The sequence below is a fragment of the Geodermatophilus pulveris genome, assembly GCF_900188375.1.
In the GTDB taxonomy this organism is placed as follows: domain Bacteria; phylum Actinomycetota; class Actinomycetes; order Mycobacteriales; family Geodermatophilaceae; genus Geodermatophilus; species Geodermatophilus pulveris.
Map to the genome: position 1 here is coordinate 273,205 of NZ_FZOO01000004.1, position 14,840 is coordinate 288,044.

Sequence of the window (14,840 nt, forward strand, 5' to 3'; positions counted from 1 at the left end):
CCCCCGCCGCGCACGCCCCGGCGCGCCGGCCGCTGTGACCGGACACCGACCTGTCGGTCCCCCGGAGTAGACCACCGTGGTGCGAGGATCGGGTCCGCCCCCGGCCCGCACCCCGGACCACAGCACCGCCGGTCTTCCCCGCCGGTCGCCCGCTCCGATCCCCGACGGCCGGGCACGAACGACCCGTGAGGAGCACCTGAGCCCGTGAGCACCACCGGCCCCCGACCCGGCGCTTCCGACTCCTTCGTGCACCTGCACGTGCACACCGAGTACTCGATGCTCGACGGCGCGGCCAAGCTGCCGGAGGTCACCGCGGCCGCCGCCCGCGAGGGGATGCCCGCGCTGGCGATGACCGACCACGGCAACGTCTTCGGCGCCTACGACTTCTACAAGCAGGCGAAGAACGCCGGCGTGAAGCCGATCATCGGCATGGAGGGCTACTACACGCCCGGCTCCCGGTTCGACCGGGCGCCGTTCGACTTCGGCGACAACCTCATCGACGAGGACGGCGAGGGCGGGTCCTCGCGCGGCAAGGCCGCCTACACGCACATGACGCTGCTGGCGCGCACCACGGAGGGGATGCACAACCTCTTCCGCATCTCCTCGATGGCCAGCCTGGAGGGGCAGTACCGCAAGCCGCGGTTCGACCGGGACCTGCTGGAGCGCTACGGCACCGGCCTGATCGCCACCACCGGCTGCCCGTCCGGCGAGGTCAACATGTGGCTGCGGGCCGGCAAGCGCGACCGCGCCCGCCAGGCCGCCGCCGACTTCCAGGACATCTTCGGCCGGGAGAACTTCTACGCCGAGGTCATGGACCACGGGCTGGCCATCGAGAAGAAGACCCGCCCGGCGCTGCTGGAGATCGCCCGGGAGCTGGGCATCCCGCTGCTGGGCACCAACGACCTGCACTACACCCACCGCGAGGACGCCGAGGCGCACGACGCGCTGCTGTGCATCCAGACCGGGTCGCGCCTCAACGAGACCAACCGCTTCAAGTTCAACGGCGACGGCTACTACCTGAAGTCCGCCGCGGAGATGCGCGCGCTGTTCAGCGAGGTGCCCGAGGCCTGCGACAACACGCTGCTGGTCGCCGAGCAGTGCGAGGTGGAGTTCACCGAGGGCGCGGACCTGATGCCCCGGTTCCCGCTGCCGCCGGGGGAGGACGAGACCTCCTGGTTCGTCAAGGAGGTCGAGCGCGGCCTGCACAAGCGCTGGCCGGGCGGCATCCCCGACCACGTGCGCGCGCAGGCCGACTACGAGGTCGGGATCATCACCCAGATGGGCTTCCCGGGGTACTTCCTCGTGGTCGCCGACTTCATCAACTGGGCCAAGGACAACGGCATCCGGGTGGGCCCGGGCCGCGGCTCGGCGGCCGGGTCGCTCGCCGCCTACGCGATGGGCATCACCGACCTCGACCCGCTGGCGCACGGGCTGATCTTCGAGCGGTTCCTCAACCCCGAGCGGGTCTCCATGCCCGACGTCGACATCGACTTCGACGACCGCCGCCGCGGCGAGGTCATCCAGTACGTCTCGCAGAAGTACGGCGAGGAGCGGGTCAGCCAGATCGTCACCTACGGCACCATCAAGGCCAAGGCCGCGATCAAGGACGCCGCCCGCGTGCTGGACCGGCCCTACTCGGTGGGCGACGAGCTGACCAAGCTCATGCCCCCGGACGTGATGGGCAAGGGCATCCCGCTGTCGGGGGTGTTCGACCCGGCCCACCCGCGCTACAAGGAGGCCGCGGAGTTCCGCGCCCGCTACGAGTCCGACCCGGGCGCGGCCGAGGTGGTCGACCAGGCCCGCAAGCTCGAGGGCCTCAAGCGCCAGTGGGGCGTGCACGCCGCCGGCGTCATCATCGGCCGGTACCCGCTGATCGACTCGATCCCGATCATGCGGCGCGAGGCCGACGGCGCGGTGATCACGCAGTTCGACTACCCGACCTGCGAGACGCTCGGCCTGCTGAAGATGGACTTCCTGGGCCTGCGCAACCTCACCGTCATCGACGACGCGCTGCGCAACATCGTGGCCAACGGCAAGGACCCGGTCGACCTCGACGAGATCAGCAAGGACCTCACCGACCCGGCCACCTACGCGCTGCTGTCCCGGGGGGACACCCTCGGGGTGTTCCAGTTCGACGGCGGCCCGATGCGCTCGCTGCTGCGGCTGATGCGGCCGGACAACTTCGAGGACATCTCCGCCGTCGGCGCGCTCTACCGCCCCGGCCCGATGGGCGCGAACTCGCACACCAACTACGCGCTGCGCAAGAACGGCCAGCAGGAGATCACGCCGATCCACCCGGAGCTGGCCGAGCCGCTCGAGGACATCCTCGGCACCACCTACGGCCTGATCGTCTACCAGGAGCAGGTCATGGCGATCGCGCAGAAGGTCGCCGGGTACTCCCTCGGCAAGGCCGACCTGCTGCGCCGGGCCATGGGCAAGAAGAAGAAGTCGGTCCTGGACGCGGAGTTCGTCGGCTTCGAGGCCGGGATGAAGGAGCGCGGCTACTCCGCCGCGGCGGTCAAGACGCTGTGGGACATCCTCGTCCCGTTCGCCGACTACGCGTTCAACAAGGCCCACTCGGCCGCCTACGGCCTGGTGTCGTACTGGACGGCCCACCTCAAGGCCAACTACCCGGCCGAGTACATGGCCGGGCTGCTCACCAGCGTCGGCGACGACAAGGACCGCCGGCCGGTCTACCTGGCCGAGTGCCGGCGGATGGGCATCAAGGTGCTCCCGCCGGACGTCAACGAGTCCTCCTGGGACTTCACCGCCGTCGGCACCGACATCCGCTTCGGCCTGGCCTCGGTGCGCAACGTCGGGCACAACGTCGTCGACTCGATCCGCCGGGCCCGCGAGGAGAAGGGCGCCTTCAAGGACTTCGCGGACTTCATGCGCAAGATCGACACGGTGGCCTGCAACAAGAAGGTCGTCGAGTCGCTGGCCAAGGCCGGGGCCTTCGACTCCCTCGGCCACTCCCGGCAGGGCATCGTCGCCGTCCACGCGCAGGCCGTGGACTCCGCGATGGCCCTCAAGCGCAAGGAGGCCGAGGGGCAGTTCGACCTGTTCGGCAGCTTCGGCGACGCCGGCGACGACCCCTTCAGCGGGGCGCTGGACATCGCCGTCCCCACCGCGGACTGGTCGAAGTCCGAGCGGCTGGTGTTCGAGCGCGACATGCTCGGCCTCTACGTCTCCGACCACCCGCTGCACGGCGTGGAGCACGTGCTCGCCGCGAACGCCGACACCCCGATCGTCGAGATCAACGCCGGCGGCGTCGAGGACGGCGCCAACGTCACCATCGCCGGGATCCTGACGTCGGTCGCCCCGCGGACCAACAAGCAGGGCGCGCCCTGGGCCATCGCCACGGTCGAGGACCTCGAGTCCGGCATCGAGGTGCTGTTCTTCCCCAAGACCTGGGCGGAGGTCTCCGAGAAGGTCGTCCGCGACCAGATCGTCGTGGTCAAGGGCCGGATCAGCCGGCGCGACGACCAGCCGTCGCTGTTCGGCTCCGAGGTCACCATCCCCGAGCTCACCGAGGGCGCCCGCGGCCCGGTGCTGGTGTCCATGGCCGCCGCCCGCTGCACCCCGCCGGTCGTCGAGCGGCTGCGCGAGGTCCTCGGCAGCCACCCGGGCACCACCGAGGTCCAGCTGAAGCTGGTCAACGGCAGCCGGGAGACCGTGCTGCGGCTGGACCAGGGTCTGCGGGTGCGCCCGAGCACCGCGCTCATGGGCGACATCAAGGCGCTGCTGGGCCCGACCAGCGTCGCCCTGCTGTAGCCGGGGCCGCCTCCCACCGGGCGCGGCCCCGGTGGCGGTGGGTGAGGCCGGCCGCCCGCCGGGGTTCACTGGGTCCGTGGACAGCACCCCCGCACCCGCCCCCCCGGGGCCGCCGCCCGCCCTCCCGGCCCGGTGGGCCGAGGGACACCGGTGGCCCGGGCGCGCCGAGCTGCGCAGCGACCTGCCCGGCTCGCTGGTGCTCACCGGGGTGCTGCTGCTGGCCGGTGTCCCGGCCGGACTGCTGTGGTGGGCGCTGGCGCCGCGGGCCACCTTCGAGGTCACCGCGGACGGCCCGGTCCCCGTCGGGCGTCCGCCGACGGAGCTGCTCATCGCCGACGACGCCGTGTACACCCTCCTGCTGGCCGCCCTGGGGCTGGTCGCCGGCCTGGTGGCCTGGCGGCTGCGCCGCCGCCGCGGGGTGGCCACCCTGCTCGGTCTGGCCGCCGGGACGGCGCTGGCCGCGCTGGCCGCCTGGCAGCTCGGGGAGGTGCTGGGCGCCGGGCCCTCGGCGGCCGAGCTGGCGGAGGTGGGCGCCCGGCTGGTCACCCCGCTGCAGCTGACGTCCACCGCGGCTCTGGCGGTCGCCCCCTTCGTCGCCGTCCTGGCCTACGTGGTGGCCACGCTGCTCACCGCCGCCGAGGACCTCGACCGCCCCGATGGCGGCAGCTGGCCCTCTGCAGGGCCCCGGCGCGAGCGCGCGAGCGGCGGCGAGCAGGGGGTCCTCTAGTTGACGCTGCGCGGCCCGGCGAAGCGCTGGATCGGCGCGGGCACCGCGCCGACGGTCTCCAGCAGGGTCAGCTCCCGGCGCAGCAGCCGGGACTCCGTCTGCAGCCGGCGGCGCGTGGCGGACTCGGCGAGCAGCGTCTGCCGGTCCTCGGTGGTGAGCAGCGCCGCCGACGCGACCAGGTAGGACAGCGCCCGCGGGTCGCCGGAGACGGCGTCGAGCAGGTCGGAGGTGTCCGGCTCCTCGCCGTCGACCTCGCCGGTCAGCGCGGTCACCGCGGCGACGTAGCGGGCGAAGAGGTCGCCCACGCCGCGCACCAGCACCTCCATCGAGCCGCGGGCCACCGCGGAGACCAGGTCGTCGTGCGAGGCGTCGGCCGGCCACCCGCGCGGGGTGGCGAGCCCCTCCTGGTCGCCGGCGGCCTCCTCGGCCGCCTCCTCCTCGGCCAGCCACTCGACCTCGGCCTGCAGGTAGGGCGGGTCCTCGCCGACCAGGAGGTCCAGCAGCCGGAAGCGGTCCCCGCCGACGGTGACCACGCGGAAGCCGCCGTCGGGCTGCGGCCGCACCGTCTGCAGCCGGGCGGTGCAGCCGACGTCGTACAGGGCCTCGGCCGGGGCGACGTGCTCGACCTCCCACCCCTGGCGGATGGCGACCACGCCGAAGCACCGGGCGGTGCCCTCCGGCTGCTCCAGCAGGTCGCGCACCAGCCGCCGGTAGCGCGGCTCGAAGACCTGCAGCGGCAGCACCACCCCGGGGAACAGCGGCGTCCCCAGCGGGAACAGCGGGATGACGTCCACGGCAGGCGAGCCTACGGGTGGCCGGCCCCTCCCGACCGGGCAGCACGCGGGCCCCGTGGGCCCGGGCGGCTACCCTGGGGTGTTCCCTCGCTCCCTCCGGAGGTACCCCGTGCTCGCCCGCATCGACCTGCGTGGATCCGCCCTGCCGGGGGTGCCTGAACTCGCCGGCCTGCTGCCCCGCGCCGCCACCGACATCGACTCGGTGCTGGCCACGGTGCGGCCGCTGTGCGAGGACGTGCGGGTGCGCGGCGCGCAGGCCGTCCGGGAGATCACCGCCCGGCTGGACGGCGTCGACGCCGAGGACTTCGCCGTCCCGGCCGACGCGATCGACGCGGCGCTGGCCGGGATCGACCCGGCCGTGCGCGCCGCGCTCGAGGAGTCCATCGCCCGCGTCCGCCGGGTGCACGCCGACCAGCGCCGCACCGACGTCACCACCGAGGTGGTGCCCGGGGGCACGGTGACCGAGCGGTGGCTGCCGGTGCGCCGGGTCGGCCTGTACGTGCCCGGCGGGCTGGCGCCGCTGGTGTCCAGCGTGGTCATGAACGTCGTCCCCGCGCAGATCGCCGGCGTGGAGTCCATCGCGGTCGCCTCCCCGCCGCAGCGCGACCACGGCGGACTGCCCGACCCCGGCGTGCTGGCCGCCTGCGCGCTGCTCGGTGTCGGCGAGGTGTACGCCGTCGGCGGGGCGCAGGCCATCGCCGTGTTCGGCTACGGCGCCGGCTCCTGCGAGCCGGTGGACCTGGTCACCGGCCCGGGCAACGTCTACGTGACAGCGGCCAAGCGGCTGCTGCGCGGCCTCATCGGCATCGACTCCGAGGCCGGCCCCACCGAGGTCGCCATCCTGGCCGACGACACCGCCGACCCGGTGCACGTCGCCGCCGACCTGGTCAGCCAGGCCGAGCACGACCCGCTGGCCGGCGCGGTGCTGGTCACCGACAGCGAGGCGCTCGCCGACGCCGTCCTGGACCTGGTGCCCGGCCAGGTGGCGGCCACCAAGCACTCCGACCGGATCACCACGGCGCTGGACGGCAGCCAGTCCGGCATCGTGCTGGTGGACGACGTCGACGCCGGTCTGCGCGTGGTGGACGCCTACGCCGCCGAGCACCTGGAGATCCAGACCCGGGATGCCCGCGCGGTGGCGATGCGGGTGCGCAACGCCGGCGCGGTGTTCGTCGGCGCCTGGTCGCCGGTCTCGCTGGGCGACTACATCGCCGGGTCCAACCACGTGCTGCCCACCGGCGGCTGCGCCCGGCACTCCAGCGGCCTGTCCGTGCAGTCGTTCCTGCGCGGCATCCACCTCGTCGAGTACGACGAGCAGGCCCTGGCCGACGTCGCCGGGCACGTCGACGCGCTCGCGGGTGCCGAGGACCTGCCCGCCCACGCCGCCGCCGTCCGGGCCCGGCAGCACCCGTGACGGCCACCCCCCGGACGTCGCTGGAGGAGCTGCCGCTGCGGCCGGAGCTGCGCGGCCGCACGCCCTACGGCGCCCCGCAGCTGCGGGTGCGGCACCGGCTGAACACCAACGAGAACCCGCACCCGCTCCCCACCGAGCTGCTCGCCGACCTCGGCGCGGCCCTCGGGCACGCCGCGGTGGAGCTCAACCGCTACCCCGACCGGGACGCGCTGGGGCTGCGCGGGGACCTGGCGGCCTACCTGACCCGCACCAGCGGGGAGCCGGTCGGGCCGGCGCAGGTGTGGGCGGCCAACGGCTCCAACGAGGTGCTGCAGCAGGTGCTGCAGGCCTTCGGCGGCGCCGGGCGGACCGCGCTGGGCTTCACGCCGTCCTACTCGATGCACCCGATCATCTCCGCCGGCACCGGCACGGCGTGGGTCGACGGGCACCGCCGCGAGGACTTCACCATCGACCCCGCGCAGGCCGCCGCGCAGGTGCGCGAGGTGCGCCCGGACGTCGTCTTCGTGACCAGCCCGAACAACCCCACCGGCACCGCGGTCGCGCTGGAGACCATCACCGGGATCCACGACGCCACGTCCTACGGCCACGGGCGCGCCGGCGTGGTGGTCGTCGACGAGGCCTACACCGAGTTCGCCCGCACCGGCACCCGCTCGGCGCTCACCCTGCTGCCCGGCCGGCCGCGGCTGCTGGTCAGCCGCACGATGAGCAAGGCGTTCGGCATGGCGGGCCTGCGGCTCGGCTACCTGGCCGCCGACCCGGCGGTGGTCGACGCGCTGCAGCTGGTGCGGCTGCCCTACCACCTGTCCTCGCTGACCCAGGCCGCGGCGCGGACGGCGCTGGCGCACACCGACGCGCTGCTGGCCACCGTCGACGCGGTCAAGGCGCAGCGGGACCGGATCGTCGCCGCGCTGCCCGGCCTGGGGCTGACCAGCGTGCCCAGCGACGCCAACTTCGTGCTGTTCGGGCGGTTCGCCGACGCCCCCGGGGTGTGGCAGGCGCTGCTGGAGCGCGACGTCCTGGTCCGCGACGTCGGCCTGCCCGGCTGGCTGCGCGTCACGGCGGGCACACCGCAGGAGACCGACGCCTTCCTCACCGCGCTGGGTGAGGTGGCCCGCGAGCTGCACCTGGGAGGATCGGGCCCATGACCCGCACCGCACGCGTCGAGCGCGAGACGAACGAGACCAAGCTCGTCGTCGAGCTGGACCTCGACGGCACCGGCACCAGCTCGATCAGCACCGGGGTCGGGTTCTACGACCACATGCTGACCTCGCTGTCCCGGCACAGCGGCATCGACCTCACCGTGCGGGCCGACGGCGACCTGCACATCGACGCCCACCACACGGTGGAGGACGTCGCCATCGCCCTCGGCCAGGCCTTCGCCCAGGCGCTCGGCGACAAGCGGGGCATCACCCGCTACGGCGACGCCACCATCCCGATGGACGAGGTGCTCGCGCAGGCCGCCGTCGACCTGTCCGGCCGGCCGTACGTCGTGCACGCCGAGCCCGAGGGCATGACGCCGGTGATCGGGCCGGACTACCCGACGTCGCTCACCCGGCACGTGTTCGAGTCCTTCGCGTTCAACGCCCGGATCAGCCTGCACGTGCGGGTGCTCCACGCCGGCCGCGACGCCCACCACATCGTGGAGTGCCAGTTCAAGGCGCTGGCGCGGGCGCTGCGGGCCGCGGTCGCGATCGACCCGCGGGTGACCGACGTGCCGTCCACCAAGGGCGCGCTGTAGCGCCATGCCCCCCGCTCCGGTGCCTCGCACCACCTCGCTCCGGTGCCTCGCGTGAGTTACGGCGCCGGCCTGCTCATCCTCGGCGGCTTCCTGCTCGGCGGGGCCTGGAGCATCTGGAAGGCCGACCACGACACCCGGGGCCGCACCGGCCCGCAGGTCGTCTTCGCCGTCCTGCTGCTGATCGCGGCCGTGCTGGCCACCGCGTCCGGGGTGCTGCGCCTGGTGTGAGCGCCGGCGCCCGACCGCGGTCAGGACCGTCGGTGCGCGGCGGCCGCGACGCCGAGCGCGCCGAGCACCGCGGCCAGGCCGGGGACGCAGCGGCCAGCCCCCACACCGCGGCTGCCGGGTAGGCGGCCGACACCGGCAGGTGTCGCGCGACGGTCGCCGCATCGCGCCGGTGAGGCCGGCAGCAGCAGGTCGGAGCGCCGCGACGGCCGCGGCGTGGTGGCTGGTCGTCGGCGGGGTCACGCGGCGGTGGTCAGGGGTGGTCCGGTGCTGCCCGGACCGGTGGGGATCCGGGTGCCGTCGGGGCGCCAGGTGTGCCACCGGCCGTCGGGTCGTCGCTCGACGCGGAAGCCGTGGTGGACCTCGGTGCGGTGCCGTTCGCACAGCAGCGCGGAGTTGGCCAGCGAGGTGTCCCCGCCGTCGATCCAGGCCGGTACGCGGTGCACGTCGCACCATGCGGTCGGCGCCTGGCAGCCGGTGAACACACGACCCTGGTCGCGGACCTCCACGGCCCGGCGCAGGTGGGCGGGGACCAGCCGGTGGGTGCGGCCGTGGTCCAGCGGGGTGCCGTCCGGGCCCAGCACGATCCTCGTGACCGCGCCGTCGCAGGCCAGCGGGCGCGGGCGGCGGAGATCAGCGCCCCGGAGCCGCGGCCGCTCCAGCAGCGCCGGGCCGAACAGCGGGGCGAGGTCCTCCGCGGCCAGGGCGTCCAGCGCGTCCGACGAGCCGTCCACCACACCGCCCACCGGCTCGATCACGTGTTCGAGGTCTACCGCGACACGGCATCGTGAACAACGTGAATCCCCAGCTCAGGCGCGTGTCCACAGATTTCGCGCCGGGCTGGGCGGGGACGCCGACACGCCCGCGACGGGTGCGACGCCCGCCACCCCCGCTCGCGGGAATCCCGTCCAGGGCGCGACCGCTCCCACGTACCGTGGCAGGCGTGAAGAAGGTGGCCGTCCTCGACTACGGCTCGGGCAACCTCCGCTCGGCCGAACGCGCGCTGACCCGGGTCGGGGCCGACGTCACGGTGACCGCCGACCCGAGGGTAGCGCTGGACGCCGACGGGCTCGTCGTCCCCGGGGTCGGCGCCTTCGCCGCCTGCATGGCGGGCCTCAGGGCCGTCGACGGGCCGCGCGTGATCGGCCGGCGGCTGGCCGGCGGCCGGCCGGTGCTGGGCGTCTGCGTGGGCATGCAGGTCCTCTTCGAGCGCGGCGTCGAGCACGGCCACGACGCCGAGGGCTGCGGGGAGTGGCCGGGCACCGTCGAGCAGCTCGAGGCCCCGGTGCTGCCGCACATGGGCTGGAACACCGTGCAGGCGCCGGAGGACACGGTGCTGTTCGGTGGGCTCGAGGGGCAGCGCTTCTACTTCGTGCACTCCTACGGCGTGCGCGACTTCCCGCTCGGCTCGGGGGGCGTCCCCTCGCCGCTGGCGCCGCCGCTGGTGACCTGGGCCGAGCACGGCGACCGGTTCGTCGCGGGGGTCGAGAACGGCGCGCTGTCGGCCACCCAGTTCCACCCGGAGAAGTCCGGGGACGCCGGCGCCCAGCTGCTCGCCAACTGGCTCGGCACGCTGGACTGAGTCACTGCAGAGGGAACGGCGGCTGCACCCACCAGGGCGCGTCGACCACCTCGACCCGCGCCACCCACTTGACCCACCAGAAGCCCCGCCGTCCCGGAGCCACCAGCCGCACCGGCGCCCCGTGCCCGGCCGACAGCGGCCGGCCCGCGGCGGACACCGCCAGCAGCAGGCCGCCGGCGTCGGCCAGCGGCAGCCGGCGCCGGTAGCCGGTCACCGAGACGACGTCGACGCTGCCGTCGGCCGGGAGGCCGGGTCCGAGCAGGGCGAGCAGCCGGTCGAGGCGGACGCCGCCCCAGTCCTGCGCGGCGTACCAGCCGCCGGTGCAGTCGAGGACCGCCCGGACGGTGTCCCCGCGGTCGAGGTCGGCGACCGGCACCCGCAGCCGCCGGCCGGCGGCCACCACCTCGACCGTCCCGGCGGCAGCGGGAGGCGCGGTGTCGGTGAACCACTGCGTGATCGGCATCGCGGCCGGGTCGTCGGTGCCCCTGTCGAAGGAGCCGGTGGCCCGCCGCTGCGCGCCCGGCGCGCCGGTCAGCCGCAGCAGCCCCTCGCCGGCGCCCCACAGCGCCGCCGCGCCCGCCGCCAGCGCGCCGGCCTGCAGCAGGCCGCGGCGGTGCAGATCGGTGGCCCGCGGCCGCTGCCGGCGTCCCCACGCGTGGACGGCGACCAGCGCCCCGGTGGCCACGCCCAGGGCGACGTGCAGGTGCAGCACCGGCACCCCGGCCGACCACGGCCACGGCCCGGTCACCCCGGCCGCGTGCAGGACGCCGGTGAGCAGCGTCAGCAGGGTGGCGACGCCCAGGGCGAGCCCGCCGCTGCCCACCGGGCGCCGGTGCCACGCCCGCCGCACCACCACGGCCTTCCACGGCACGAGCAGCAGCAGCCCGAGCCCGGCCGCGCCGTGCGCGGCGACCACCAGCCGCGCCGGCCCGGGGGACCCGACCGCGAAGGCCAGCACCCCGGTGCCCCCGGCGAGCAGCAGCAGGCCGAGCAGCCCGACGTTGGTCCGCCGGCCGGCCCGGCGGGGGAGCAGCACGGCCACGCCCCCGAGTGTGCGTCAGCTGCGCAGGTAGGAGGCCCCGTTGACGTCGATGATCGTCCCGGTGGAGAACCGCGCGCCCGGGGAGGCCAGCCACAGCACCGCCGAGGCCACCTCCTCGGGGCGGGCCACCCGGCCGTAGGGCGACTGCGCGCGGACGGCGTCCCCGCCCGGCCCGTCGAGCACCTCGCGGGCCATCTCGGTCTGCACGAAGCCCGGCGCGACGGTGCCCACGGAGATGCCGTGCGGGGCCAGCGCCAGCGCCATGGACTGGCCGAAGGCGTTCAGGCCGGCCTTGGAGGCGCCGTAGGCCGGGGTGTCCGGCTCGCCGCGGAACGCCCCCCGGCTCGAGACGTTGACCACCGCGCCCCCGCCCGCGGCGAGCAGGTGCGGGACGGCGCGGAAGGTGGCGTTGGCCGCGCCGAGCAGGTTGACCGCCAGCGTCCGCGACCACGCCGCCTGCCACTCCTCGTAGGAGACCGACAGCGGCGGGTGGGCGGTGAACACCCCGGCGTTGTTGACCAGCACGTGCAGCCCGCCCAGCGCCGCGGCGGCGTCGTCCACCATGCGGCCCACCGCGTCGGCGTCGGCCAGGTCAGCCTGCACGAGCACGTGCCCCTCGCCGGGCAGCCCGGCCAGCACCGCCTCCGCGCGGTCCCGCGAGGTACCCCAGTGGACGGCCACCCGGTCGCCGGCGGCGGCGAAGGCGGAGGCGACGGCGCGGCCGATGCCGCGGGAGGCGCCGGTCACGAGGACGGCGCGGGAGTCCGGTGTGCTGGTCACGGCTGTGCAGTCAACCAGCGGGCAGTCGACGAGCCACCCACGGCGGCGGGCCGACCAGGTCCGCGACGTTCCGAGTCCCGCGGCTCAGACCTCGTCGGCCTCCCGCTCGGTGCGACCGCGCACCCTCGCCCGCCGCTCCTCGGCCTTCGCCCGGACCTCGTCGGCCGCGGTCTCGGCCCGCCTCCGAGCCGCGACGTGCGCCTCCTGCACCCGGTCCGCCGCCGCGTCCCGGGCCTCCTCGACCGAGGCGTCTGCGCCAGCCACCGCTGGAGCGCGCGCCTCGGCCACCGCCCGGGGCACGACCCACGTGGCGCCCGCCTTCACGCCGCCGAGACGGCCGGCATCCAGCAGCTGCCGGACACGAGCTGCGCTGACGCCCATCACCTCGGCCGCCTCGGTCACGCTGAGCAGATCGGGCATGCGCTGCAGCCCGTACCGCTCGTCGAAGTCCGGCGTGGGCAGGACGTCGGCACCGATGATGTCGAGGCCCACCTCGGCGGCGGCCGCCTCGACGATGGCGAGGCCGGTGACCACGGCCTGGCGCAGCGTCTCGGCCGGGTAGGTGATGATCACGTCGAGGCGGCCGGCGTGCCCGCCGACGGCGACGTGGTAGTCGGCGAGCCGGTCCATCAACCGGTCGACGAGCTCCTCGGGCGGGTTGCCGCGCCAGGTGGTCAGGAACGTGCCGTTGTAGCTGGTCATGGTTTGTCCTCCTGGTGGTCCAGGTGAGGAGGATGAGTCCGGCCGGAGCCGGGGGTCGGTGATCCGGCAGGACGGCCCGGCCTCGCCAGGGCCCCGGCGGACTGGTCGGACCTCCCTCACCTCCGTCGTCCTCCTCTTCAGTGAGAGAGTTCCACCCATCGGGTTGCGCTCCCGTGAGGAGCGGTCGCCGACACGAACAGGCCGCGTGACCACAGCCGTCCGCCTCGATGCCGACGTCGAGACGGACCTGACGTGCGCCACCACCTACCTCCGCTCGGCGCTCGCCCGGCAGGACGTGAGGCGTGTGCTGCGACTACGCGCACGGCGACGAACTGCTCGACGAGCAGGAGCAGCTGACCAGCCGATGACCGGGTCCCTCGTCCACTTCATCGGCCTGCGGTGGTTGCCGGCCGTCGGCCGGACCGTCGCCGCGCACGGCGGCCTCACCACCGGGCCGAGGCTACGTGCGACGCCGGCGACGCTGGCACAGCCGCCGACGCAAGCGGTCCTGATGCCGACGCGCGCAACGCTCCGCTGCCCCGTCCTGCGAACGGCGGGACCTCGGTACTGGCAGCTGCCCGGCCTGCCGACGCGACACCGGTCGTGACCGAGGCACCGCTGCGCAACGCGGCTACAGGGGGCAACACCGCAACCGCTCCCGTCCCGAGGCCCTCGGCCGCGACCGCGTGTGCGTCCTGGGCGCTCACAGCGCCACCAGCCCCCGCACCAGCGTGGCCACCCCGCCGGCCAGCGCGACGACGATCACCAGCTGCAGGCCCCGGGCCGCGCCCAGGCGGCGGCTCAGCAGCTCGCCAGCGGCCAGGCCGGTGACCAGCGCGACCCCGCTGACCACCCACACCGTGGCGGCCAGCGGCGGGAGGCCCTTGCCGGCCAGCGACGCCACGTTGAGCACCAGCAGGGTGGCCTGCGCGGTCGGGATGAACACCGGCAGCGGCCAGCGCCGGGACACCGCGTAGGCGGTGACCATCGGGCCGCCGACCCCAGCGGTGACGTTCATGAACCCGGCCAGCGCGCCGGCCACCACGGCGGACCCGCGGCCGGTCAGCAGCGCCCGGTTGCGGCCCACCGCGACGACCGCGACGGCGGCCACGGACATCAGGCCGACGGCGACCAGCAGCGGCCCCTCCGGCAGGGTCCGCACGACGTAGACCCCCAGCGGGACGGCCAGCAGGGCGGGCACCGCGAGGACGGCGACCTCCCGCCACAGCGTGCGCCGTCCGGTGCGGACCAGCACCAGCGCGCACAGCGACGCGGACAGCACGTTGGACAGCGAGACGCCGACCGCCGGCCCGGTCAGCAGCACCAGGAAGGGGGCGGCCACCAGCGCGAACCCCAGGCCGGTGGCCCGCTGGGTGAGCGCGCCCAGCAGCACCATGGTGGCCAGCAGCACCGTCCCGAGGGCGCTCACCAGCGCCCGCGGTGCACGACCTCGTCGACACCCCGCCGTCCGCGTCGCAGGGACGGCGACCGGCGGTCGTCCGCGCCCGGGTAGCCCACCGTGACCAGGCCCACCGGGCGGTGCGTGTCCGGGACGCCGAACGCCGCACGCAGGGCGTCCACCCGGTCCCCGGGAACGCCGGAGAAGCAGGCCCCCAGCCCCTCGTCGACCGCCGTCAGCAGCATGAGCAGCGCGGCCATCCCGGCGTCGACGTCCCAGTAGGGGACCGGCCAGCGGGCGGCGACGCTGGCGGGGTCCCGCTCGGTCCAGCCCTTGTCCGGCTCGGCGTACCGCTCCAGGTAGGCCGCCTGGGACGACAGCGGCAGGACCAGCAGCGGCGCGCGGCGCATCCGGGTGAGCCAGCCGTCCGGGGTGCCCGGCGACGTGGTCACCGACCAGAACAGGTCCCGGTCGGCGGGGTCCTCCAGCACCAGGAACGCCCAGCCCTGGGTGAACCCTGCCGAGGGCGCCCGCAGCGCGTGCTCCAGCAGCCGCTCGCGGACCTCCGCCGGCACCGGCCGGTCCGCGTCGTAGTCGCGCACCATGCGCCGCCGGCGGACGACGTCGGAGAACTCCACCCCGCCACCCTGTCACCCCGCGGCC

14 protein-coding genes are annotated in these 14,840 nt (G+C 75.1%); 7 read left to right on the forward strand and 7 right to left on the reverse strand.

Annotated elements, in window-relative coordinates; translation table 11 throughout:
* Positions 1-204: 204 nt before the first annotated feature.
* The gene (gene dnaE / locus CHB98_RS10485) at positions 205-3,774 is read left to right on the forward strand and encodes a DNA polymerase III subunit alpha (RefSeq protein ID WP_245821060.1); all 3,570 of its coding nucleotides are present in this window, start codon (positions 205-207) and stop codon (positions 3,772-3,774) included.
* A 76-nt stretch (positions 3,775-3,850) separates the two neighbouring features.
* On the forward strand, positions 3,851-4,501 hold the full coding sequence (locus tag CHB98_RS10490; protein ID WP_089305533.1) for a hypothetical protein: 651 nt from the start codon (positions 3,851-3,853) through the stop codon (positions 4,499-4,501).
* Here the strand turns inward: CHB98_RS10490 and CHB98_RS10495 are convergent.
* Positions 4,498-5,295, reverse strand: coding sequence for an LON peptidase substrate-binding domain-containing protein (locus tag CHB98_RS10495; RefSeq protein ID WP_089305534.1), 798 nt, complete (start codon positions 5,293-5,295; stop codon positions 4,498-4,500). The two genes, CHB98_RS10490 and CHB98_RS10495, sit on opposite strands and share 4 nt — an antisense overlap.
* Before the next feature lie 151 nt (positions 5,296-5,446).
* Between CHB98_RS10495 and hisD the strand changes: the two genes are divergently transcribed.
* Genes hisD through CHB98_RS21595 form a run of 4 tightly spaced genes read left to right on the forward strand, consistent with a single transcriptional unit; the run spans position 5,447 to position 8,675 of the window.
* Positions 5,447-6,709, forward strand: coding sequence for a histidinol dehydrogenase (gene hisD, locus CHB98_RS10500; protein ID WP_245821061.1), 1,263 nt, complete (start codon positions 5,447-5,449; stop codon positions 6,707-6,709).
* Entirely contained in the window at positions 6,706-7,854 is a 1,149-nt protein-coding gene (locus CHB98_RS10505) for a histidinol-phosphate transaminase (RefSeq protein WP_089305536.1), read from the forward strand. The genes hisD and CHB98_RS10505 overlap by 4 nt, the downstream gene beginning before the upstream one ends.
* Positions 7,851-8,447 carry an imidazoleglycerol-phosphate dehydratase HisB gene (gene hisB / locus CHB98_RS10510; RefSeq protein ID WP_089305537.1) on the forward strand — a complete coding sequence of 199 codons (597 nt, stop codon included), beginning with the start codon at positions 7,851-7,853 and terminating at the stop codon, positions 8,445-8,447. Before CHB98_RS10505 ends, hisB begins: the two co-directional genes overlap by 4 nt.
* Before the next feature lie 51 nt (positions 8,448-8,498).
* Positions 8,499-8,675 (forward strand): hypothetical protein, encoded by a 177-nt coding sequence (locus CHB98_RS21595; RefSeq protein WP_179224394.1) that lies wholly within the window; start codon positions 8,499-8,501, stop codon positions 8,673-8,675.
* A gap of 236 nt (positions 8,676-8,911) precedes the next feature.
* Here CHB98_RS21595 and CHB98_RS10515 read toward each other — a convergent pair whose 3' ends face one another.
* On the reverse strand, positions 8,912-9,430 hold the full coding sequence (locus CHB98_RS10515; RefSeq protein WP_143425055.1) for a DUF222 domain-containing protein: 519 nt from the start codon (positions 9,428-9,430) through the stop codon (positions 8,912-8,914).
* A gap of 185 nt (positions 9,431-9,615) precedes the next feature.
* On the opposite strand from CHB98_RS10515, the gene hisH reads away from it, so the two are divergent.
* Complete coding sequence (gene hisH, locus CHB98_RS10520; protein ID WP_089305538.1) at positions 9,616-10,254, forward strand: imidazole glycerol phosphate synthase subunit HisH; 639 nt, start codon at positions 9,616-9,618, stop codon at positions 10,252-10,254.
* 1 nt (position 10,255) lies between these two features.
* On the opposite strand, the gene CHB98_RS10525 is transcribed toward hisH, so the two are convergent.
* The 5 genes from CHB98_RS10525 to CHB98_RS10550 form a co-directional block, all read right to left on the reverse strand.
* Positions 10,256-11,296, reverse strand: coding sequence for a molybdopterin-dependent oxidoreductase (locus tag CHB98_RS10525; RefSeq protein ID WP_089305539.1), 1,041 nt, complete (start codon positions 11,294-11,296; stop codon positions 10,256-10,258).
* 15 nt (positions 11,297-11,311) lie between these two features.
* A complete protein-coding gene (locus tag CHB98_RS10530; protein ID WP_089305540.1) occupies positions 11,312-12,076 on the reverse strand; it encodes an SDR family NAD(P)-dependent oxidoreductase in 765 nt (254 codons plus the stop codon).
* Between the two features lie 84 nt (positions 12,077-12,160).
* Positions 12,161-12,778 carry a helix-turn-helix domain-containing protein gene (locus CHB98_RS10535; RefSeq protein WP_089305541.1) on the reverse strand — a complete coding sequence of 206 codons (618 nt, stop codon included), beginning with the start codon at positions 12,776-12,778 and terminating at the stop codon, positions 12,161-12,163.
* A gap of 703 nt (positions 12,779-13,481) precedes the next feature.
* Complete coding sequence (locus CHB98_RS10545; RefSeq protein ID WP_089305543.1) at positions 13,482-14,207, reverse strand: sulfite exporter TauE/SafE family protein; 726 nt, start codon at positions 14,205-14,207, stop codon at positions 13,482-13,484.
* Complete coding sequence (locus CHB98_RS10550) at positions 14,204-14,815, reverse strand: nitroreductase family protein (RefSeq protein ID WP_089305544.1); 612 nt, start codon at positions 14,813-14,815, stop codon at positions 14,204-14,206. Before CHB98_RS10550 ends, CHB98_RS10545 begins: the two co-directional genes overlap by 4 nt.
* Positions 14,816-14,840: the final 25 nt, after the last annotated feature.

Excerpts from the sequence above, each read along its gene's own strand:
- CHB98_RS10535 (WP_089305541.1), bottom strand. The coding sequence starts at position 12,778 with ATGACCAGCTACAACGGCACGTTCCTGACCACCTGGCGCGGCAACCCG.
- hisB (WP_089305537.1), top strand. The coding sequence starts at position 7,851 with ATGACCCGCACCGCACGCGTCGAGCGCGAGACGAACGAGACCAAGCTC.